The organism is Pseudomonas sp. KH_040 (genome assembly GCF_057839305.1).
The window spans coordinates 6,179,321-6,200,494 of sequence record NZ_CM174487.1 but is presented as its reverse complement, the minus strand read 5'-3'; the positions used below and the strand labels follow the sequence as shown (position 1 = coordinate 6,200,494).

Sequence of the window (21,174 nt, the reverse complement as noted above, 5' to 3'; positions counted from 1 at the left end):
GCGCACCTTTTTCGAACCGTGTCGCTTGTCCATGACTGTGTTGAAGTACCTCCAGGCCTATCCCGCGCAATTACAGGATCAGGTGCGCCAATTGATCGCCGAAGGGCGTCTGGGTGATTACCTGAATCAACGCTATTCGGGACGGCACGACGTGCAGAGCGACAAGGCTTTGTACAGCTATGCGCTGGACTTGAAGCAGGAATACCTGCGCAACGCGCCGGCCATCGACAAGGTGCTGTTCGACAATCGCCTCGACCTGACGCACCGCGCCCTCGGTCTGCACACCACGGTGTCGCGGGTGCAGGGCGGCAAGCTCAAGGCCAAGAAAGAGATTCGTATCGCCTCGTTGTTCAAGGACGCCGCGCCGGACTTTCTGAAAATGATCGTGGTGCATGAACTGGCGCACTTCAAAGAGTCGGATCACAACAAGGCGTTCTATAAATTGTGTGAGCACATGCTGCCGGGGTACCACCAGGTCGAGTTTGATCTGCGCGTGTACCTGACGTGGCGGGATCTGCAGGCTTAACAGTACGCAACCAGGAAGGTGTGGATGGACGTCAGCAAGACCAAAAGCAGTTTCTACCGCCGCTTGTATGTGGCGTACCTGATCGACAGCGGTCTGGCGCCGAGTGTGCCGACGCTGACCGAAGTGACCGGCATGCCCCGGCGCACGGCGCAGGACACGATTGCCGCGTTGGCCGATCTGGATATCGTCTGTGAATTCGAGCAGGAAGAGGGCGCGCGCAATCACGCCGGGCGCTATCGGATTCGTGAGTGGGGGGCGATTGATCGTGGGTGGATCGAGCGTAATTTGCGGCAGATCAAGGCAGTTCTGGAGTATCCCTGAAGAGCCCCTCATCGGAACGCCGCCCGCCCAGCCCTCTCCCAGAGGGAGAGGGGGCCGATTGGGGGATGTTGGAGAGGTACGCCGACCTGAAAGTGTTGGTGTGAATCCATAATCGACTCGGTTTTTCAGGTCGGCGGATAGCGCAGCACAACTCGGTCAGTCCCCTCTCCCTCCGGGAGAGGGCTAGGGTGAGGGGCTGTTCAGGCACGACGCATGCCGATGTGCGGAATGTCATCCTCCAGATACTCCTCACCCGCTACAACAAACCCGTACTTGCCGTAATACCCCTGCAAATGCGCCTGCGCCGACAGATAGATCGGCACTTGCGGCCAATGCTTCTCCGCCTGTTTCAACGCCTGCTCCATCATTTCGTGCCCCAGCCCTTTGCCGCGCCCCTGCGGTGCAGTGATCACCCGGCCGATCACCACGTCACCGCCCTGGGATTCCGGATCCAGCAGGCGCAAGTAAGCCATCAACTGGTCATCCTCCCAACCCATCAGGTGATAGGTATCGCCTTCCAGATCCTGGCCGTCGAGGTCCGGATAAGCGCATTTCTGTTCAACCACGAACACGTCCGAGCGCAGCTTCAACAGCGCGTACAGCTGTTCCTTGCCCAGATCACTGTGATGTTTGCAGACCCATTCGATTGTCATTTGCCGATTCCTTGAACGTGTCGCCCGATACTAAGCGCCTGCGGCAAAGATGTCTTTATGGCGTAAGAGTCTGTGACAAAGGTCAAAATGCCATCATTCCTTTCTCGCAGTCTCGGCGACTTTGTGTAATCTGCTGAAGAGCCCTGTGCACTGGCTGCAATGAGCTAATGTTAGGGCCTGGGTTTTGCCGGTAAGGGGCCTTGGGGTTTTGGCTGAAAACATGCTGGGCAACCTGCCCGCTAAGGATTTTCAAGCATGCCGCGTTTGCATCGAGCCTTTGCTTTGGTCGGATTGCTCTTGCTGGCTCAGACTGCTGCAGCGGAGAAGCTGCGGCTGGTGTTTGATATCTGGCCACCCTTTACCGACGACACGCTGGTCAACGGCGGACTGGCCACCGACATCGTCACGACTGCCCTGGCCCGGGCCGGTTATGCCAGCGGCTACGAACAGGTGCCTTGGGCGCGGGCGCTGCTCGGTGTCGGCGAAGGCCGCTACGACGTGTTGGTCAACGCCTGGTACAACGATGAGCGGACCAAGCTGGGCGAGTTTTCCGGGGAATACCTGCTCAACCGCATCCGCTTTCTCAAGCGCAAAGACACGCCACTCGATTATTCCAATCTGCAGCAATTGCACACGTACCCGATTGCGGTGGTGCGCGGCTATGCCTATTCGGCGCCGTTCGATGCCGACACGGCGTTGCAGAAAGTCCCTGTGCATAACTTCGCCATGGCCGTGCGCATGCTCGCGGCGGACCGGGTCAAGTTGACGCTGGAGGATGAGTATGTGGCGAAGTATTACCTGGCGCGCGAATCAGCCAAGGTGCGCAATTCAGTGGAATTTTTGCCCAAGCCGTTGAGTGAGAACAGCCTGCACATTCTGGTGAGCCTGAAGAATCCGCAGCATGAGCAGATTGTCGCGGGATTTGATAAGGCGATTGCGGCGATGAAGGCGGATGGCAGTTATGACAAGTTGTTGAGGCAGCATGGGATGTGAGGGTCGATCCAGAATCCTCTGTGTGGCAGATGTCGCTATCGCGAGCAGGCTCACTCCTACAATTTGGAATGCGTTCCCCTGTAGGAGTGAGCCTGCACGCGATGACGCCCTGTCAACCGCCGCTGATTTCTGAGGTGTCCTTGATCAGGTGCGCCGCCAACGTCCGCAACGGTCCGAGTTGCCGGCAGATCAACGCCAACTGCGTCTGCACCAACCGCTGCCCCTCATCGATCTCATCGGCCATCTGCTCCAGCTCATTGGCCAGCGCTTCTTCTTCGTCACTCTGAATCGCCACCGGCTGCTTGTTCGCCAGCCCTTGGGCGATTTCATCAATGCTCGTCGCCAGTTTCACCCCGGCGCCATCGATCAAATGCTCGCGCACATCCGCCGGCAACTGCGTCTCGCGATGCGCGCCCAACCCTGACAGATAACTCAACAACGTGTGCGACAGCACCAGAAAGCGGAAGCCGACATCCGCTTCCTTACGGAAATGCCCCGGCTCCATGAGCATGTTCGCCAGCGTCGTCGACAGCGCCGCATCAGCGTTGTGCGCATTGCGCCGGGCCAGCCGATACGCGAGATCGTCGCTCTTGCCCGCGGCGTATTGCTGCATGATCTGGCGCAGGTAGATGCTGTTGCAGGTCAGGGTGTTGGCCAGCACTTTATTCAGGCGTCGACCCTGCCAGTCCGGCAGGAACAGGAACACCGTCAGGCCAGCAATCAGGCTGCCCAGCAGCGTATCGAACAGGCGTGGCAGGAACAGTCCGTAACCGTCACCGACCTGGTTGAAGCAGAACAGCACCATGATGGTGATCGCCGCCGTCGCGAGGGTGTAGCGGGTGGTGCGGTTGGTAAAGAACACCACGCCGGCGGCGATGGCAAAGCACGACTGCACCAACGGACTCGGGAACAGATCGAACAGCGCCCACGCCACGGTCAGGCCGATAGCGGTGCCAAGGATCCGCTGACCGAGTTTGCGCCGCGTCGCGCCATAGTTCGGCTGGCAGACGAACAGCGTGGTGAGGATGATCCAGTAGCCTTGCGACGGGTGAATCAGGTGCACCATGCCGTAGCCGATACTCAGCGCCAAGGGCAGGCGCAGGGCATGACGGAACAACAGAGAAGTCGGCGTCAGTTGCGTGCGCAGGCGCACCCAGACGTCTTTGAGGTTGCGCGGCGAACGGTCGAGCAGGCTGCTGTCGGTCGCATCGGCCAAGGCATCCGGGTTGCTCGCGTCGCTGAGCAAACGATCGAGGGTGCCGAGGTTGGCCGCCAGTGCGCGCAGCGAACGCAGCAATCCGCGCCAGGCCGGATTGCTCTGGATGCGCAGGTGTTCGAGGGAGGCGTCGAGGTCGCTGAGGGCTTCGGCGAAACTCGCGTCATAAATAAATGGCTGGCGCATCTGGATCGATTCGGCCAGAGCGCGGCAGGCCTTGCCTTGCTGGCGCAACAGGCGTTGGCAGCGGAACAGCACGTCGCTGTGGAAGAACGCTTCGGCCAGCGCGTTGTACGGGTAGTGCGAGGAGCTGGCGCGTTCGTGGATGTCTTGCGCGAGGAAATACAGCTTCAGGTAGCGGCTGACTTTCGAGCCGGGGCGGCCGTTGCCGACGCGGTGCAGGATGATTTCCTTGGCACTGTTCAGCGCCGCCACCACGCGACCGTTCTGCTGGGCCAGTTCCAGACGCCGCGCTTCCACATCCATTTGCCGGATCGGCTCGAACAGCGAGGATTTCAGCTTCAGGTAAAAGCCCAGCTCACGGAATAATCGCGCCAGACTTTGTTGCACCGGCTGGTTGGAAAACAGCGCCTGCCACAGCACCGAGAGCAAGCCGTACCAAGCCGCCCCGGCCACCAGCAGCATCGGCTCGTGCCAAAAATCGGTGACCGCGCCACCGCGCTGATCAACGCCGATCATTGTGTATACGGACAGAATCAACGTCGCCGAAGCAATCGCGCCATAACGCTCGCCGAGTGCCCCGAGCATGGTCAGGCCGAAACTGGCCAGCGCCAATGCAATGGCAAACACGATGGGGTAGGGGAAGAGCAATTCCACCGACAGTGCGGCGATGCTGAAGCACACCAGTGTCACGGCGAGGGCGTTGAGGCGGCCCTGCCAACTGTCGTCGGTCTCGGCCAGGGCGCTGGCGATAATCCCCAGGAACAACGGGATCAGCAGGCCCATTTCATCCTGATACCAACACAGCGCCATGCTGCCGGTCAGGGCGATGAACACCCGCACGCTATAGCTGAATTTATCCAGCGCCCACAGGCGCCGCAAAGACTGACGAAACGAGGTCGAGGACATGAAGTGCGAAGGCCTTCCGAGGCGATGCCGCTAAATTGAGCCAGTAATGACGCCGACGCAATGGCGCCGATCACATCTGACAGCAAAAAGTGTTCCTTTGAGATCTTGTGTAGAACTAAATCTTGAATTGGGCACGGAACCCTGTGGGAGCTGGCTTGCCAGCGATGGCTGCATGACAGTCAACAATGATGTTGGATCTGCCGGCCTCATCGCTGGCAAGCCAGCTCCCACAGGTTTTTGTATTTAGCTTTGAATTAAGCGTACTGCGCGGCAGCGTAGCCGGAGGCCCAGGCCCACTGGAAGTTGAAGCCGCCGAGGTGGCCGGTGACATCGAGTACTTCGCCGATGAAGTACAGACCGGGGCTTTTCAGCGATTCCATAGTCTTGGACGACACTTCGCGGGTATCGACGCCACCGAGTGTTACCTCGGCGGTGCGATAACCCTCAGTCCCCGCCGGCACGACTTTCCAGCTGCCGAGCTTCTCGGCGATCTCCGCCAGTTCTGCGTGGGTGTACTGCTTCATCGGCTTGGACACGAACCAGTTGTCCGCCAGCAGGTTGGCCATCTTCTTGGTGAAGATTTCACCCAGCAAAGTTTTCAACTCACTGTTCGGGCGCTCGGCCACTTGCTGTTGCAGCCAGCTCGCCGCGTCGTGATCCGGTAGCAGGTTGATTTCCACCGTGTCGCCGGATTCCCAGAACGAGGAAATCTGCAAAATCGCCGGACCACTGAGGCCTCGGTGAGTGAACAGGATGTTCTCGCGAAAGCTCTGATCGTTGCAGCTAACCAGACAATCCACCGAAGTCCCGGACAACTCGGTGCACAGTTCTTTGAGCTGGTCGGTGATGGTGAACGGCACCAGGCCGGCGCGAGTCGGCAGCAATTCATGGCCGAACTGCTTGGCGACTTGATAACCAAAACCGGTAGCGCCCAGCGTCGGGATCGACAGACCGCCGGTAGCGATCACCAGCGATTCGCACTGGATCTGACCGAGGGTGGTGTCGAGCAGGTAACCGCTTTCGACCTTTTCGATGGTCTGGATCGAGGTATCCAGGTGCAACTCGACGCCGGCCTGATTGCACTCCGTCAGGAGCATTTCGAGGATGTCGCTGGATTTGTTATCGCAGAACAGCTGACCGAGTTTCTTCTCGTGGTACGGCACGGCGTGTTTGCCGACCATGCCGATGAAATCCCACTGGGTGTAGCGCGCCAGTGCGGATTTGCAGAAATGCGGGTTCTGCGAGAGGAAATTGCTCGGCTCGGTGTACATGTTGGTGAAATTGCAGCGGCCACCGCCCGACATCAGGATTTTCTTGCCAGCCTTGTTCGCATGGTCGAGCAGCAACACCTGACGCCCACGCCCGGCGGCGGTCAGTGCACACATCAACCCAGCGGCGCCAGCGCCAATGATCACGACTTCGGTAGAGCGCAAAACGGTGTCCTCACACAATGATCGTTCCCACGCTCTGCGTGGGAATGCCGCCATGGACGCTCTGCGTCCGTTGTTATGTGACGCGGAGCGTCACGGGATGCATTCCCACGCAGAGCGTGGGAACGATCAGGTCAGAGGATGCGGACGCGCAGCGAGCGGCCCTTGATCTTGCCGTCGTTCAAACGCTGCAAGGCCTGCATGGCCACGGTGCGGTCAACCGCCACGTAAGCCTGGAAGTCGAAGATCGCGATCTTGCCAACCTGCGCACCGGGAATACCGGCATCGCCAGTCAGTGCGCCAAGAATGTCGCCCGGGCGAACCTTGTCTTTACGGCCCGCGCCGATGCACAGGGTGGTCATCGGTGGCTGCAGCGGGGCGAGGCCTTGGGATTTGAGGTTATCGACCTGATCCCAGTTCAGCGGCGACTTCTGCAGCTGCTCAATGGCTTGCGCGCGGTGCGCTTCGCCCGGTGCAACCAGACTGATCGCGATGCCTTTCTCGCCAGCGCGACCGGTGCGGCCAACGCGGTGAATGTGGATTTCCGAATCGCGGGCCAGTTCGACGTTGATCACCATGTCCAGCGCATCGATGTCCAGACCACGGGCGGCGACGTCGGTGGCGACCAGTACCGAGGTACTGCGGTTGGCGAACATCGCCAGCACCTGATCGCGATCACGCTGTTCCAGATCGCCGTGCAGGCCGACGGCGGAAATGCCTTTGGCGGTCAGGTGATCAACGGTTTCCTGAACTTGCTGCTTGGTGAAGCAGAACGCCACGCAGGACGCCGGACGGAAGTGGTGCAGGACTTTGGTCACTGCGCTCATGCGATCTTCCGGGGAAATCTCGTAGAAACGCTGCTCGATCTGCGTGTCATCGTGGAACGCTTCGGCTTTCACCGTTTGCGGATCACGCATGAACTTCGACGCCAGTTGCTTGATGCCCACCGGGTAAGTCGCGGAGAACAGCAGGGTCTGACGACGTTCCGGAGTTTTGACGATGATGTCTTCGATGGCGTCGTAGAAACCCATGTCGAGCATGCGGTCGGCTTCGTCGAGAATCAGCGTGTTCAGGCCATCGAGGACCAGCGAACCCTTGCGCAGGTGCTGCTGGATGCGCCCCGGGGTGCCGACGATGATGTGCGCGCCGTGCTCCAGCGAAGCAATCTGCGGGCCGAACGACACGCCGCCGCACAGGGTCAGGACCTTGATGTTGTCTTCGGCACGGGCCAGACGACGGATTTCCTTGGCGACCTGGTCGGCCAGCTCACGCGTCGGGCAGATCACCAGTGCCTGGCAACCGAAGTAGCGCGGGTTGATCGGGTTGAGCAGGCCGATGCCGAACGCGGCGGTCTTGCCACTGCCGGTCTTGGCCTGGGCGATCAGGTCCATCCCCTTGAGGATCACCGGCAAGCTCTGCGCCTGGATCGGCGTCATCTGGGCATAACCGAGGGATTCGAGGTTAGCCAGCATGGCGGCGGACAGCGGCAGAGTATTAAAAGCGGTGGCGATGGTGGTCACGGGACTGGCCTGCAAAACAAAATGTCGCGCAGTGTAGCAGCCCCGTGCCACTTTCTTCGAAAGTTCTGGACGAACAGTGGTTAATGTTCGATGTGTTCTTCCGGGCGTTTGGCGCGGCGGCCGTCTTCCTTCGACAGTTGCGAGAAGATCGTCGCGGCAAGCATTGCCATGATCCCGACCGTGACGAAGGTCAGCTGGAAGGCACCGAGCACGGTTTCCACGCCATCGTTACCGATCTCTGCGGTAAACCCACCGAGCAACGCACCCGCGCACGCCACCCCCAGACTCAGCGACAACTGCGCGACCACCGAGAGCAAGCTGTTGCCACTGCTGGCGCTGGCATCGTCGAGATCGATCAGCGTCACCGTATTCATCGCGGTGAATTGCAGCGAGTTGATCGCGCCGAGAATCGCCAGCAGGCACAGCAGCAGCCAGTACGGCGTCTGCTCGCTGACCAGGCCCATGCTCGCCAGCATGATCCCCAGTGCCAAGGTGTTGCCGGTGAGGACGATGCGATAGCCGAGCCGTTCGATCAGCGGTCGCGCCACCCACTTGGCGATCATCGCCGCCGCCGCCAGCGGCAGCATGCTCATCCCCGCTTGCGACGGCGAATAGCCCAGCGCCACTTGCAACAGCAACGGCACAAGAAACGGTAGAGCACCGCTGCCCAAACGGGCGAACAGGTTGCCGAGAATACCGACGGCAAAGGTGCGGGTCTTGAACAGCGACGGTGCGAACAACGGGTTTTCGATGTGCCCGGCGCGCAACCAGTACGCCGCCAGACAGGCCATGCCACCGAACAACAGCAACATCACCCGCAGGTGCGGCAAGTGCAGCTCGCCAAGGCCTTCCATGGCGATGGTGATCAGGATCATCGCCGCGCCGAACAACAGAAAACCCAGACTATCGAAGCGTGTGCGCTCAGTGCCGCGCAGGTCGGGAATGAACTTCCACACCGCGTAGCAGCCGATCACGCCGACCGGCAGGTTGATCAGGAAGATCCAGTGCCACGTCAGGAATTCGACCATCCAGCCGCCCATGGTCGGGCCGATCAACGGGCCGAGCAGACCGGGGATGGTGATGAAACCCATGATCCGCACCAGTTCGGATCGTGGGTAAGCGCGGAGGACGACCAGTCGGCCGACCGGCAGCATCAGCGCACCGCCCAAGCCCTGAATCACCCGGGCGCCAATCAGCATGCTCAGGCTGCTCGACAAAGCGCAGAGCAGCGAGCCGAAGCTGAACAGCAGGATCGCGCCGAAGAAGATTTTCTTGGTGCCGAAGCGGTCGGCGATCCAGCCCGAGGCCGGGATCAGCAAGGCCACAGTGAGCATGTAGGCGATGATCACACCTTGCATACGCAAGGGATCTTCGGCCAGGTCGCGGGCCATCGCTGGCAGGGCGGTATTGAGGATGGTCCCGTCGAGGGACTGCATGAAGAAAGCGATGGCGACGACCCACGGCAACCAGCGGGCGGTGATGGCGTCGAGAGGCGGGCGGTTGGGCATGGAACCTCTTGTCGTTGGGGTTAATGATCGTTCCCACGCTCCGCGTGGGAATGCCTCAACGGACGCTCCGCGTCCGCTTTTGGCTGGGACGCAGAGCGTCCCCGGCTGCATTCCCACGCAGAGCGTGGGAACGATCACCGTCAGAGGGTCAGGGTTAAACGGCTGACCAGCGCCCCCGGCAGCAATGCCGACGAGGTATTGCGCTGGCTGTACGTACTCGCCGACAGCAGCAACTCGCGCTCGGCGGTCAACGCTTCCAGCTGCGAACCGAGCAGGCTGTAGGCGCTATCGTCAAAGCGCATGGTGCTGACCGGCGCCTGAATCTCGCCGTTCTCGACCCAGAAGGTCGCGAAACGGGTCATGCCAGTCATGCGCGCGGCCGGTTGATCCGAGTAGTTCAGGTACCACAGGTTGCTGATGTACAACCCGGTGCCCAACTGCTTGAGGATCTCTGCTTGCGCCAGATCACCCGCCGCCATGTTCAACGCACTTGGCATTTCACCGCCGCCGGCGCCGTTGGCGGCCAGGCCATATTCGGCGGCGCTGCGCGACCCAACCAGTTGATCGCCCGCTTTGCCTTCGACGATCAGCCGCAGATCGCTGCGCGGATAACCTTCGCCGGAAAACGCCGGGCTCAGCGATTCACTGACTTTTTCATCCAGCGACAGCAGCGGACTGAAGGCCTGATCGCCGACATACAACTTCTGCAACGGGCTGCTCTTGCTCGCGATTGACTGCGCCGAGAAACCGCCCCAGCTCAGCATGCCCATGATTTCTTCCAGCGCCGCCGGTGCCAGATACGCACGGTACTGCCCCGGCGCCAAGGTGCGCAGCGGGCGGCCGAGAAACTCCAGTTGCTCACGTGCCTGCTGGAAACGCTTGGCGAAACCTTCGCTGCTCCAGTCATGCCCGGCGTAGCTGGCTTTCACCGCTTCACCGTTCTCGTGGAACAGGCTGAAATCGAAGTTGAAGCTGTTGGCCTGATGCCAGCCAAACGCTCCCGAAGAACTGGCGAAGCCACGGCTGATCGGGCCGGCCGCATAGAAGCCAACCAAGTCCAGACCCTCAGCGGCAGCACAGATTTCATCGACCACCTGTTCAGTGTCCGGCAGCGGATGTTCCTGCACGTTCTGGCTCTGCCAGCCGTGGTGGTTGAGCAACAGATACGGATCCTGCGGCAGCAACGGCAGGGTTTCGCGCAGTTGTTGCAGACCTTCGGCAAGCCGTTGCAGATCGCCTTCCTGATCACCGGACAGGGTGACCTGAAGGTCGGCGTGGCGACCATCGTTGATCAGTTTCAGGACGATATTGGCCTGCTGCACTTGTCCGGCCTGACGTACCTTGGCGTGATTGAAACGCACGAACGCCGAGGATTCGGCGGCAAAGCTGAGGGTGAATTGTTCCGGCTCGCGCACGCTGTCGCGCAGCCACTCGACCATGACCTTGAAGGCGTCGGACTGACTCTTCGAAATGCTCATCAGGCGTCTCCCCCAAACACATCAACGTTGCTGAATACGCAGGCCGGCGAAGCGTGGCCGACGCGGATCACCTGGTTCGGTTCGCCCTTGCCGCAGTTCGGCGTGCCCAGCACCTTGACGGTGTTGGCGTCGCCGACGGCGCGCAGGCTTTTCCAGAAGTGCGCGGAAATCGCCCGGTAGTTCGGGTTTTTTACTACGCCTTTGAGTTCGCCGTTTTCGATCAACTGGCCCCATTCACAGCCGAACTGGAATTTGTTGCGCGCATCGTCGATCGACCAAGAACGGTTGGTGCTCATCAGAATGCCGTTCTCGATGCCTTCGATCAGTTTGTTCAGTGGCTGATCGCCCGGCTCGATATTAAGGTTGGCCATGCGATCGATCGGCGCACGGTTCCAGCCGCAGGCGCGGCTGTTGGCAACGCCATCGAGACCGGCGCGGAACTGCGACAGCGCCCCGCCCAGCGGACGCAGCAACAGGCCATCGCGGATCAGGAATTGTTTGCTGGCCTTGCTGCCGTCGTCATCGTGGCCATAGCTGGCCAGTTCTTCGGGAATGCCTGGATCGAAGGTCACGTTGAGCAGTTTCGAACCATATTGCAGGCTGCCGAAGTCGCTGGCTTTGACGAAACTGGTGCCGGCGTAATTGCGTTCGTCGCCGAGGATGCGGTCGAGTTCCAGCGGGTGGCCGATGGATTCGTGGATCTGCAGCATCATCTGGTCCGGCATCAACAGCAGGTCGCGCGGGCCTTGCGGGGTGTTCGGCGCAAGCAGCAATTGCAGGGCCTGATCGGCAACTTGCGGACCGGCGCCGATCAAACCGCAACGGCTGATCACGTCAGCGCCGCCCTGTTGGCCGAAGTTCTCGCGGCCGAGGCTGCGGGTCTGGCTGTCGTTGCCGTCGTAAGCGGTGACGTCGAGGCCTGGATAAACGAAGCGCTGGGCCTGGCGCAATTCAGCCCCGGCGCTGCTCAGGTAGATCTGTTCGACGTGGGTGATGCCAATGCTCACCTGCCAATTCACCAGGCGCTCATCCTTTGGCACCGAGGCGGATTCCGCACCGAGCAGCTCGAAGCATTCGCTCAGGGACGGGAAGGGTTGTTCGAGATTGGGCGAAAAGTAATCAGCGCGATCGCTGGACACTGGCTGATCGCGCAGGTCGAGCAAGGCGTGCGGCTTGAGCCGGCGCGCTTGCAGCTCGGCGCGTTCGAGGGCGGCTTGCAGACCTTGTTGCGACAGATCGTTGGTCGCCGCGTAGGCCTCAACACCATTGACCCGAACGGTGAGCATCGCGCCTTCGTCGCGGCTCAGGCTCGGCGGTTCGGCGACGTTTTTACGTACCGACAGGTACTGCCCGGACTCGCGTACGTATCGCAGGGAAAAAAACTCAGCGCCCGTGCGCAAGGCAGCGAAGCGCTGCTTGAGCTGGGGGTGGAAATCGAACATTCGGGAACCTCCTTGTCAGGGGGAAGCGGGGTGAGGCTACTCGGCGGGGAGGGGTGAAACGGTTGCGCGAGGTCTAGAGTAGGCCTGCGTGGGGGTAGGATCAAGTGAAGAGGGGGTGTAGGGGGATTTACTGTGCAGCGAGGGAATTTGTGCTGAATCTGAGGGCCCCATCGCTGGCAAGCCAGGCTCCCACAGGTTTTTTGGTGAACACAATATGTGTGAACGACGCAAAACCCTGTGGGAGCTGGCTTGCCAGCGATTAGCCGTGACGCGGTATTACGTCTTACTGAGCCGCCGGGGTGATATCACGCATCGGCTTGCCCTTCACCGGCGCATCGCCCGCCACGTAGTAAGCAGCATTGCTGCGCGGCAGTGGTTTGCGACCACGGATCTTGTCGGCGATTTTCTCGGCGATCATGATCGTCGGCGCGTTGAGGTTGCCGGTGGTGATGATTGGCATGATCGAGGCATCGACCACACGCAGGCTCTGCATGCCGTGCACGCGACCTTCGCCATCAACCACAGCCATCTCGTCGGTGCCCATCTTGCACGAGCAGGACGGGTGGAACGCGGTTTCGGCGTGCTCGCGGATGAACTTGTCCAGCTGCTCATCGGTTTGCACTTCGATGCCCGGGCTGATTTCGCGGCCACGGAAAGCGTCGAGTGCCGGCTGCTGCATGATTTCACGGGTCAGGCGGATGCCGTCGCGGAATTCCTGCCAGTCCTGCTCGGTAGCCATGTAGTTGAACAGGATGCTCGGGTGCTGGCGCGGGTCTTTCGATTTGGCCTGGATGCGACCACGGCTTGGCGAGCGCATGGAACCCATGTGCGCCTGGAAACCGTGCTCTTTCACACCGTTGCTGCCGTTGTAGTTAATCGCCACTGGCAGGAAGTGGTACTGGATGTTCGGCCATTCGAATTCCGGACGCGAACGGATGAAACCGCCGGCTTCGAACTGGTTGCTGGCGCCGATGCCGGTGCCGTTGAACAGCCACTCGGCACCGATGGCCGGCTGGTTGTACCAGAGCAGCGACGGGTACAGCGAAACCGGCTGAGTGCAGGCGTATTGCAGGTACAGCTCAAGGTGATCCTGCAGGTTTTCACCGACGCCCGGCAGGTCGTGAACGACCGGAATGTCGAGCGACTTCAGCAGTTCGGCAGGACCGACACCGGAGCGCTGCAGAATCTGCGGCGAAGCGATGGCGCCGGAGCACAGCAGCACTTCTTTGCGCGCTTTGACTTCGACGCGCTCTTCGGCGTCGCCGACCAGGTAACGCACGCCAACGGCACGCTTGCCTTCAAACAGAATCTTGTCGGTCAGGGCGTGGGTGACGATGGTCAGGGTCGAACGCTTCTTGGCGACGTCGAGGTAGCCACGCGCGGTGGAGGCACGACGGCCGTTCGGCGTCACGGTGCGGTCCATCGGGCCGAAGCCTTCCTGCTGGTAACCGTTCAAGTCTTCGGTGCGCGGGTAACCGGCTTGTACGCCAGCTTCAACCATGGCGTGGAACAGCGGGTTGTTGCCAGCCTTCGGCGTGGTCACGCTGACCGGGCCTTCGCCACCGTGGTAGTCGTTCGGGCCGATGTCGCGGGTTTCGGCTTTGCGGAAGTACGGCAGGCAGTCGAGGTACGACCAGTCTTCCAGACCTGGCAGTTTTGCCCAGCCGTCGTAGTCCATCGCGTTGCCGCGGATGTAGCACATGCCGTTGATCAGCGAGGAACCGCCGAGGCCTTTGCCGCGACCGCATTCCATCCGGCGACCGTCCATGTGTGGCTCTGGATCGGTTTCGTACGCCCAGTTGTAACGACGACCTTGCAGCGGGAACGCCAGGGCAGCCGGCATTTGCGTGCGGAAGTCGAAACGGTAGTCCGGGCCGCCTGCTTCAAGCAGCAGAACGGTGACGCCGGCGTCTTCAGTCAGACGGGTCGCCAGGGTGTTACCGGCCGAGCCGGCACCGATGATGATGTAATCGAATTCTTGGGACATTGAATGCACCCTCTTTGATAGTGGTCAGGTCGGACCTTGGCGAGTGCTGTGCACTCGAATCGCTGGCAAGCCAGCTCCCACAGGGATTGGGGGCTGCCACAAATTGGATGGACGACTCCAAACCTGTGGGAGCGGGCTTGCCCGCGAAGAGGCCTTCGCGGGCAATGCAAATCTCGGGTCTTAGAACACCGAAACGTAATCGCCCAGCTCGACCTGTACCGATTTGATGCGGGTGAAGTTGTTCAGCGAGCTGATGCCGTTCTCACGGCCGACACCCGACTGCTTGTAACCGCCAACCGGCATTTTTGCGTCGGACTCGCCCCAGGCGTTGATCCAGCAGATACCGGCTTCCAGTTGATGAATCACGCGGTGTGCGCGGTTCAGGTCTTTGGTGACGATACCGGCGGCCAGGCCGAAGTCGGTGTCGTTGGCGCGGCGGATCACTTCTTCTTCGGTCTCGTAGGAGAGGATCGCCATCACCGGGCCAAAGATTTCTTCACGAACGATGGTCATGTCGTCGGTGCAATCGGTGAACACGGTAGGTGCCACGAATGCGCCTTTGGCGAATTCGCCGTCGGTCAGACGCTCGCCGCCGCACAGGACGCGGGCACCTTCTTCTTTACCTTTGGCGATGTAGCCCAGCACGCTTTCCATGTGCGGGAAGCTGACCAGCGGGCCGAAGTTGGTGTTTTCATCTTCCGGGTTGCCAATGCGGATGCGCGCAACGCGCTCAACGATCTTGGCTTCGAAAGCGGCTTTCAGGTGGCTCGGTACGAACACGCGAGTGCCGTTGGTGCAGACCTGACCGGAGCTGTAGAAGTTGGCCATCATCGCGGTGTCGGCAGCGCGATCCAGGTCGGCGTCGTCGCAGATGATCAGCGGGGATTTGCCGCCCAGTTCCATGGTCACGTCTTTGAGCGACGAAGCCGAAGCGCTGGCCATTACTTTTTTGCCGGTGTCGGTGCCGCCAGTGAACGAGATCTTCTCGATGCGCGGGTGCTCGGTCAGCCAGGTGCCGACTTCGCGGCCGCTGCCGGTCAGAACGTTGAACACGCCGTTTGGCACGCCGGCTTCGGTGTAGATCTCGGCCAGTTTCAGGGTGGTCAGCGAGGTCACTTCGCTTGGCTTGAAGATCATCGCGTTACCGGCCGCCAGGGCTGGTGCGGATTTCCACAGGGCGATCTGGATCGGGTAGTTCCACGCGCCGATACCGGCGACAACGCCCAGCGGCTCGCGACGGGTGTAGACGAAAGAAGTGTCACGCAGCGGGATCTGCTCGCCTTCGATGGCCGGTACCAGGCCTGCGTAGTATTCCAGCACGTCAGCGCCGGTAACGATGTCGACGTACTTGGTTTCGGAGAAGGATTTACCGGTGTCCAGGGTTTCCAGCGCGGCCAGTTCATCGTTGCGCTCGCGCAGGATGTCGACGGCGCGACGCAGGATGCGCGAACGCTCCATTGCGGTCATCGCGGCCCAGATTTTCTGGCCCTTTTCAGCGCTGACTACGGCGCGCTCGACGTCTTCCTTGGTCGCACGTTGCACCAGTGCGAGGACTTCACCGTTAGCCGGGTTGATGGCTTCGAAGGTGGCATCGCTGCCGGCGTCGGAGTACGCGCCATCGATGTAAAGTTTTTGCAGTTCGAAACGGGCCATAGTGTCCTCGCAAGTGCATTGGTGGTTGGCGTTGACCACCGCGGTGAGGCTGCGGTGGCGTTCAGGGGCCGAGCGTTTTCTGTGTGCTCTAGCTCACCTTCTTGGCCAATTGGAAATCCATGTATTCGTAAGCGATCTGTTGCGCCTGCGCCGTGTCGAAAGCGTCTCCCGACAAAGCGCCGCGCAACCACAAGCCGTCAATCAACGCTGCCAGTCCTCGTGCTGCGCTGCGCGCATCTTCGAGCGACAGCACACGGCGGAACTGGCAGCACAGGTTGGAATACAGACGGTGATCGTTGATCCGCTGCAACCTGTGCAATGACGGCTGGTGCATGCTGGTGGCCCAGAAGGCCAGCCAGGTTTTCATTGCCGGGCCATTGACCTGGCTGGCGTCGAAGTTGCCTTCGATGATCACCTGCAGATGCGCCCGTGGGCTGTCATCTGCCAGCGCCTGACGGCGCGCGGTGACGCTCTCGCTGAGGGCGGTCATCAGATACCGCATCGTGGCGGCAATCAGGCCGTTCTTGTCCTGAAAGTAATGACTGATGATGCCATTCGAGACACCGGCCAAACGGGCGATCAGCGCAATGCTGGCGTCCCCCATTCCGACCTGATCGACCGCCTGCAAAGTGGCTTCGATCAGTTGTTGGCGGCGGATGGGTTGCATACCGACCTTGGGCATCTTGCACATCTCCTTAGGCCTTCCGAGCGGCGAATGACGCCTATCGGATTGACGGCCAGTCTATTTTGTTTTGATTGAACGTTCAATCAACAAAGAATAAGATCTGCGACAAATCGTCGCTGCCTACAGATTTTTCCTACGTGTAAGTGGCGATAAAACCGACATCCGAAACAGCTCGAAACCTGCGTGGGGCATGGCGCGGTTCGCGATTCGATGGACGTGTTGAAAGGGCAAGACGCTCAGGGCCAGGTTTCGGATGAACGTCCGTCCACCTTCGGCCACGAAAGCGATTCGCAGCGCCATTTCGGCAGGTTCGGGCTTTTTTCGGGATGTCTTTATATCACCCGCCGGTCGGCTGCCAACTAACCGATTGGTCGGGTTCCGTGTTGCCTTGTGTTCTTCTCTCGCACTGCCTGGAGCATTTGTGCCATGAGTTCTGCCTCGCTTATAAAGACCCCGCCCGAGAAGGTGACGGTCAACGGTTGGGTGTTTTACACCTCTACCGCGCTGATTCTGTTGTTGACCGCCATTCTGATTATCGCCCCGCAAGAGGCCGGCAGACTGTTGGGTATCGCTCAGGCCTGGTTGTCGCGCAGCTTCGGCTGGTACTACATGGTGGTCATCGCCGCCTACCTGGTGTTTGTGGTGGGCCTGGCGTTTTCCTCGTACGGCAAACTCAAACTGGGCAGCAAGGACGACACCCCGGATTTCAGTTACGGCGCCTGGGCGGGGATGCTGTTCTCGTCGGGTATCGGTATTTCGCTGCTGTACTTCGGCGCGTCCGAGCCACTGGATCACTACTTCAATCCGCCGGAAGGCACATCGGCCAGCAACATGGCCGCGCGTCAGGCGGTGCAACTGACCTTCCTGCACTGGGGCCTGCACGGCTGGGCGATCTACGCACTGGTTGGTCTGGCCGTAGCGTACTTTGCTTACCGGCATAACCAGCCGCTGGCCCTGCGTTCGGCGCTGTATCCGCTGGTCGGCGAGCGTTGGGTCAAGGGTGCGGCCGGTCACGCGGTGGACGGCTTCGGCATGTTCGTGACCCTGCTGGGTCTGGTGACGAACCTGGGGATTGGTTCGCTGCAAGTGTCGTCGGGGCTGGAAAACCTGTTCGGCATGGAACACAGCAACACCAACCTGTTGATCGTGATCATCGTGATGAGCACCGTGGCGACCATCGCTGCCGTGTCCGGCGTGGAAAACGGCATCCGTCGTCTGTCCAACCTGAACATCGTGCTGTTCAGTGGTCTGCTGATTTTCGTATTGCTGTTCGGCCCGACCCTGCACCTGCTCAACGGCTTCGTGCAGAACATCGGTGACTACCTCAATGGCATCGTGCTGAAAACCTTCGACCTTTATGTGTACGAGGGCGATAACGCCAAGTCCGAGCGCTGGATGGGCCTGTGGACCCTGTTCTACTGGGCGTGGTGGATTTCCTGGGCGCCATTCGTTGGCATGTTCATCGCGCGTATTTCCCGTGGTCGTACCGTGCGTGAGCTGGTGGCTGGCGTGCTGTTGATTCCGCTGGGCTTTACCCTGGCCTGGCTGTCGATCTTCGGTAACTCGGCGCTGGACCTGGTGATGAACCATGGCGCGGTGGAGCTGGGCAAGACGGCCCTGGAACAGCCGTCGATGGCGATTTATCAATTGCTTGAGCACTACCCGGCGTCGAAAGTCGTCATCGGTGTGTCGATCTTTGTTGGTTTCGTACTGTTCCTGACCCCGGCCGACTCTGGCGCGGTGATGATGGCGAATCTGTCCTGCAAGGGCGGCAACGTCGATGAAGATGCGCCGCACTGGCTGCGGATCTTCTGGTCGGTGGTGATCACCCTGGTGACCATCGGTCTGCTGTTTGCCGGTAACTTCGAAGCCATGCAAACCATGGTCGTGTTGGCTGGCCTGCCGTTCTCGGTGGTGCTGGTGTTCTTCATGTTCGGCCTGCACAAGGCGATGCGTCAGGACGTGCAGATCGAACAGGAGCAAGCGCAACTGGCGGAGCGCGGTCGTCGTGGTTTCAGCGAGCGTCTGACGCAACTGGACCTGCAACCGAGCCAATCGGTGGTGCAGCGTTTCATGGACAAGCAGGTCAGCCCGGCGCTGGAAGATGCCACCGCGCAGATGCGTGCACAGGGGCTGGAAGTGCAGACGCTGTTGGGTAAATCCAAGCGTTGCATGGGCGTGCGCGTCGAGATGGAAGAGGGCAACCCTTTCGTTTACGAAGTGAGCCTGGACGGCTATCTGGCGACCCCGACTGAATCGGCGCAGTCCGATGAAGCGCGTCAGCGTTACTACCGCGCGGAGGTGTATCTGCACAACGGCAGCCAGGATTACGACCTGATGGGCTTCACGCAGGATCAGATCACGCGGGATGTGCTCGATCAGTTTGAAAGCCATCGGCAGCTCCTTGGCCGGGTGTACAGCTAAACCGCTAAAACAAAAGGGGCTCGATTGAGCCCCTTTTGCGTGATGCGTTCCCACGCTCCGCGTGGGAACGCATCAATGGACGCTCCGCGTCCGCTGTTGTGGGACTCGGAGCGTCCCGGGCTGCATTCCCACGCAGAGCGTGGGAACGATCAGGGATCGCTCACCGCGATCCCTTTTTTTATCCTTCCTTAACCGAGGTTCTTGCCCAGCAACGCGTGATACAACTCGCTGTCGCCCAGGATCCCCACCACATGATTGTCATCGTGCAGCACCAGCTTGTTGCCGGTCTGATAACGAATCTGCAACGCATCGCGCATGCCGATATTCGAATCCACCAGCGTCGGCTTGCGCTCCAGGCCTTCCACCGCTTGCCCCGGTGCCCAGTTCTGCAGGTTCAGCACTGAACCATTCTGCCGCGCGCCTTTGATGGTGTTGCCTTCGGCCAGGTCCAGCCACGAATCGCCACCCGGATCCAGGCACACCGAACCATTGATGCGTTTGCACTTGTCCAGCGTGCGCATCAGGCTGCGACCGCAGAGCACATTGAGCGGATTGGTGTGTGCGACGAAGGTACGCACATAGTCGTCCGCCGGGTTCAGCACGATCTCTTCCGGCACGCTGTACTGGATGATCCGGCCGTCTTTCATGATCGCGATGCGGCTACCGAGTTTCAGCGCCTCGTCGAGGTCGTGACTCACGAACACGATGGTCTTGCTCAGCTTGCGTTGCAGTTCCAGCAGTTCATCCTGCAGACCCTGACGGATCAGCGGGTCGAGCGCCGAGAACGGTTCGTCCATCAGCAGAATGTCGGCGTCCATCGCCAGTGCCCGCGCCAGACCGACACGCTGCTGCATGCCGCCGGAGAGTTCGTCCGGCTTCTTGTTGCGCCATTGGGTCAGGCCAACCAGTTCGAGTTTTTCATCGACCAGTTTCTTGCGTTCCTTCTCCGGACGGCCCTGCATTTCCAGACCGAAACTGATGTTCTCGCGCACCGTCAGCCACGGCATCAGGGCGAACTTCTGGAACACCATGGCGATGCGTTTGGTGCGCATCATTTTCAGCTCGGCCGGGGTGCAGGAGGCGATGTCGATCTGGCGGTTTTCATGCTCGACGAACAGCTTGCCGCGGCTCACGGTGTTGAGGCCGTTGATGCAGCGCAGCAGGCTCGACTTGCCGGAACCCGACAAGCCCATCAGCACGCAGATTTCGCCTTTGTTGATGTCCAGCGAGGCTTTTTCCACGCCGACGATCTGGCCGGTCTTCTTCAGGATCTCGTTGCGGGTCATGCCCTGATCGAGCAGCTTGAGTGCCTCGCGTGGATCTTTGGAGAAGATTACGTCGACGTCTTCGAAGCGAATTATGCTCATGCGTCACCCCCTACTTTGGCGTCGGGTTGTTTGCAGATACGGTCGAGCATGATCGCCAGCAGTACGATCGCCAGGCCCGCTTCGAAGCCCAGGGCGATATCAGCAGTGTTCAGTGCGTTGACCACCGGTTTGCCGAGTCCGTCGGCGCCTACCAGTGCCGCGATCACCACCATCGACAACGACAGCATGATGCACTGGGTGATGCCGGCTGCGATGCTCGGCATGGCGTGAGGCAGTTCGATCCGTGAGAGCAGTTGACGACGCGAGCAGCCAAAGGCCTTGCCGGCGTCCATCAGTTCTTGCGGGACATCGCGGATGCCCAGGTAGGTCAGGCGGATCGGCGCAGCGATGGCGAACACCACCGTGGAGATCAGGCCTGGCACCACACCCAGCCCGAAGAGGGTCAGGGTAGGAATGAGGTAAACGAAGGTCGGTACGGTCTGCATCAGATCGAGTACCGGACGCATGACCGTGTAGAACATCGGTTTGTGCGCGGCGACGATGCCCAGCGGCACGCCGATGACCACGCAGACCAGGGTCGCGAACATGACCTGGGCGAGGGTTTCCATGGTCTCCTGCCAGTACCCCAGATTGAGGATCAGCAGGAAGGAGGCGATGACGAACGCGGTCAGGCCCCATTTACGCTGAATGAAGTGAGCGAGTAGTGCGATCAGGCCAATCAAGACCAGTGGGTTGAACCAGGTCAGCGCAAACGTCACGCCGTGGATCATCGTTTCCAGGGTCACGGCGATTGCGTCGAAGGTGTTGGCGCCGTGTTGCGTCAACCATTCAACGAAGCCCGCGATGTACTGGCCTAAAGGTATTTTCTGATCAATCAGCATGGTAGTGAACGTCCGCATGCAAGGAAATAAACAGCCCGGG

General features: G+C 60.4%; 16 protein-coding genes. 4 read left to right on the top strand and 12 right to left on the bottom strand.

The window, feature by feature from the left end; genetic code table 11:
• Positions 1–31: 31 nt before the first annotated feature.
• Both AC3IUF_RS27670 and AC3IUF_RS27665 read left to right on the top strand, forming a co-directional pair.
• A complete protein-coding gene (locus AC3IUF_RS27670; protein WP_123376201.1) occupies positions 32–526 on the top strand; it encodes a M48 metallopeptidase family protein in 495 nt (164 codons plus the stop codon).
• 24 nt (positions 527–550) lie between these two features.
• Positions 551–847 (top strand): winged helix-turn-helix domain-containing protein, encoded by a 297-nt coding sequence (locus AC3IUF_RS27665; RefSeq protein WP_007913779.1) that lies wholly within the window; start codon positions 551–553, stop codon positions 845–847.
• Positions 848–1,047: 200 nt separating this feature from the next.
• Here the strand turns inward: AC3IUF_RS27665 and AC3IUF_RS27660 are convergent, their stop codons facing one another.
• Positions 1,048–1,500, bottom strand: coding sequence for a GNAT family N-acetyltransferase (locus tag AC3IUF_RS27660; RefSeq protein ID WP_038358715.1), 453 nt, complete (start codon positions 1,498–1,500; stop codon positions 1,048–1,050).
• A gap of 255 nt (positions 1,501–1,755) precedes the next feature.
• Here AC3IUF_RS27660 and AC3IUF_RS27655 point away from each other — a divergent pair, with 255 nt between their 5' ends.
• A complete protein-coding gene (locus AC3IUF_RS27655) occupies positions 1,756–2,493 on the top strand; it encodes a substrate-binding periplasmic protein (RefSeq protein ID WP_007913782.1) in 738 nt (245 codons plus the stop codon).
• Between the two features lie 112 nt (positions 2,494–2,605).
• Here AC3IUF_RS27655 and yccS read toward each other — a convergent pair whose 3' ends face one another.
• The 9 genes from yccS to betI form a co-directional block, all read right to left on the bottom strand.
• Positions 2,606–4,798, bottom strand: a complete 2,193-nt coding sequence (yccS, locus tag AC3IUF_RS27650) for a YccS family putative transporter (RefSeq protein ID WP_414915594.1) — start codon at positions 4,796–4,798, stop codon at positions 2,606–2,608.
• Between the two features lie 254 nt (positions 4,799–5,052).
• Complete coding sequence (locus tag AC3IUF_RS27645) at positions 5,053–6,231, bottom strand: BaiN/RdsA family NAD(P)/FAD-dependent oxidoreductase (RefSeq protein WP_489279811.1); 1,179 nt, start codon at positions 6,229–6,231, stop codon at positions 5,053–5,055.
• Between the two features lie 131 nt (positions 6,232–6,362).
• Entirely contained in the window at positions 6,363–7,700 is a 1,338-nt protein-coding gene (gene dbpA, locus AC3IUF_RS27640) for an ATP-dependent RNA helicase DbpA (RefSeq protein ID WP_230669476.1), read from the bottom strand.
• A gap of 128 nt (positions 7,701–7,828) precedes the next feature.
• Complete coding sequence (mdtD, locus tag AC3IUF_RS27635) at positions 7,829–9,256, bottom strand: multidrug transporter subunit MdtD (protein ID WP_489279809.1); 1,428 nt, start codon at positions 9,254–9,256, stop codon at positions 7,829–7,831.
• 140 nt (positions 9,257–9,396) lie between these two features.
• Positions 9,397–10,734, bottom strand: a complete 1,338-nt coding sequence (locus AC3IUF_RS27630; protein WP_489279808.1) for a TldD/PmbA family protein — start codon at positions 10,732–10,734, stop codon at positions 9,397–9,399.
• Entirely contained in the window at positions 10,734–12,176 is a 1,443-nt protein-coding gene (locus AC3IUF_RS27625; protein ID WP_095112762.1) for a TldD/PmbA family protein, read from the bottom strand. Before AC3IUF_RS27625 ends, AC3IUF_RS27630 begins: the two co-directional genes overlap by 1 nt.
• Positions 12,177–12,459: 283 nt before the next feature.
• Positions 12,460–14,163 (bottom strand): choline dehydrogenase, encoded by a 1,704-nt coding sequence (betA, locus tag AC3IUF_RS27620; protein ID WP_007913795.1) that lies wholly within the window; start codon positions 14,161–14,163, stop codon positions 12,460–12,462.
• A 180-nt stretch (positions 14,164–14,343) separates the two neighbouring features.
• Positions 14,344–15,816, bottom strand: a complete 1,473-nt coding sequence (betB, locus tag AC3IUF_RS27615; protein WP_489279807.1) for a betaine-aldehyde dehydrogenase — start codon at positions 15,814–15,816, stop codon at positions 14,344–14,346.
• Between the two features lie 88 nt (positions 15,817–15,904).
• Positions 15,905–16,498, bottom strand: a complete 594-nt coding sequence (gene betI / locus AC3IUF_RS27610; protein ID WP_007918292.1) for a transcriptional regulator BetI — start codon at positions 16,496–16,498, stop codon at positions 15,905–15,907.
• A gap of 429 nt (positions 16,499–16,927) precedes the next feature.
• Between betI and betT the strand changes: the two genes are divergently transcribed.
• Positions 16,928–18,925, top strand: coding sequence for a choline BCCT transporter BetT (gene betT, locus AC3IUF_RS27605; protein WP_007918294.1), 1,998 nt, complete (start codon positions 16,928–16,930; stop codon positions 18,923–18,925).
• A 188-nt stretch (positions 18,926–19,113) separates the two neighbouring features.
• On the opposite strand, the gene choV is transcribed toward betT, so the two are convergent.
• Entirely contained in the window at positions 19,114–20,292 is a 1,179-nt protein-coding gene (gene choV, locus AC3IUF_RS27600; protein ID WP_007918297.1) for a choline ABC transporter ATP-binding protein, read from the bottom strand.
• On the bottom strand, positions 20,289–21,134 hold the full coding sequence (gene choW, locus AC3IUF_RS27595) for a choline ABC transporter permease subunit (RefSeq protein WP_007918299.1): 846 nt from the start codon (positions 21,132–21,134) through the stop codon (positions 20,289–20,291). The genes choV and choW overlap by 4 nt, the downstream gene beginning before the upstream one ends.
• Between the last annotated feature and the right edge of the window lie 40 nt (positions 21,135–21,174).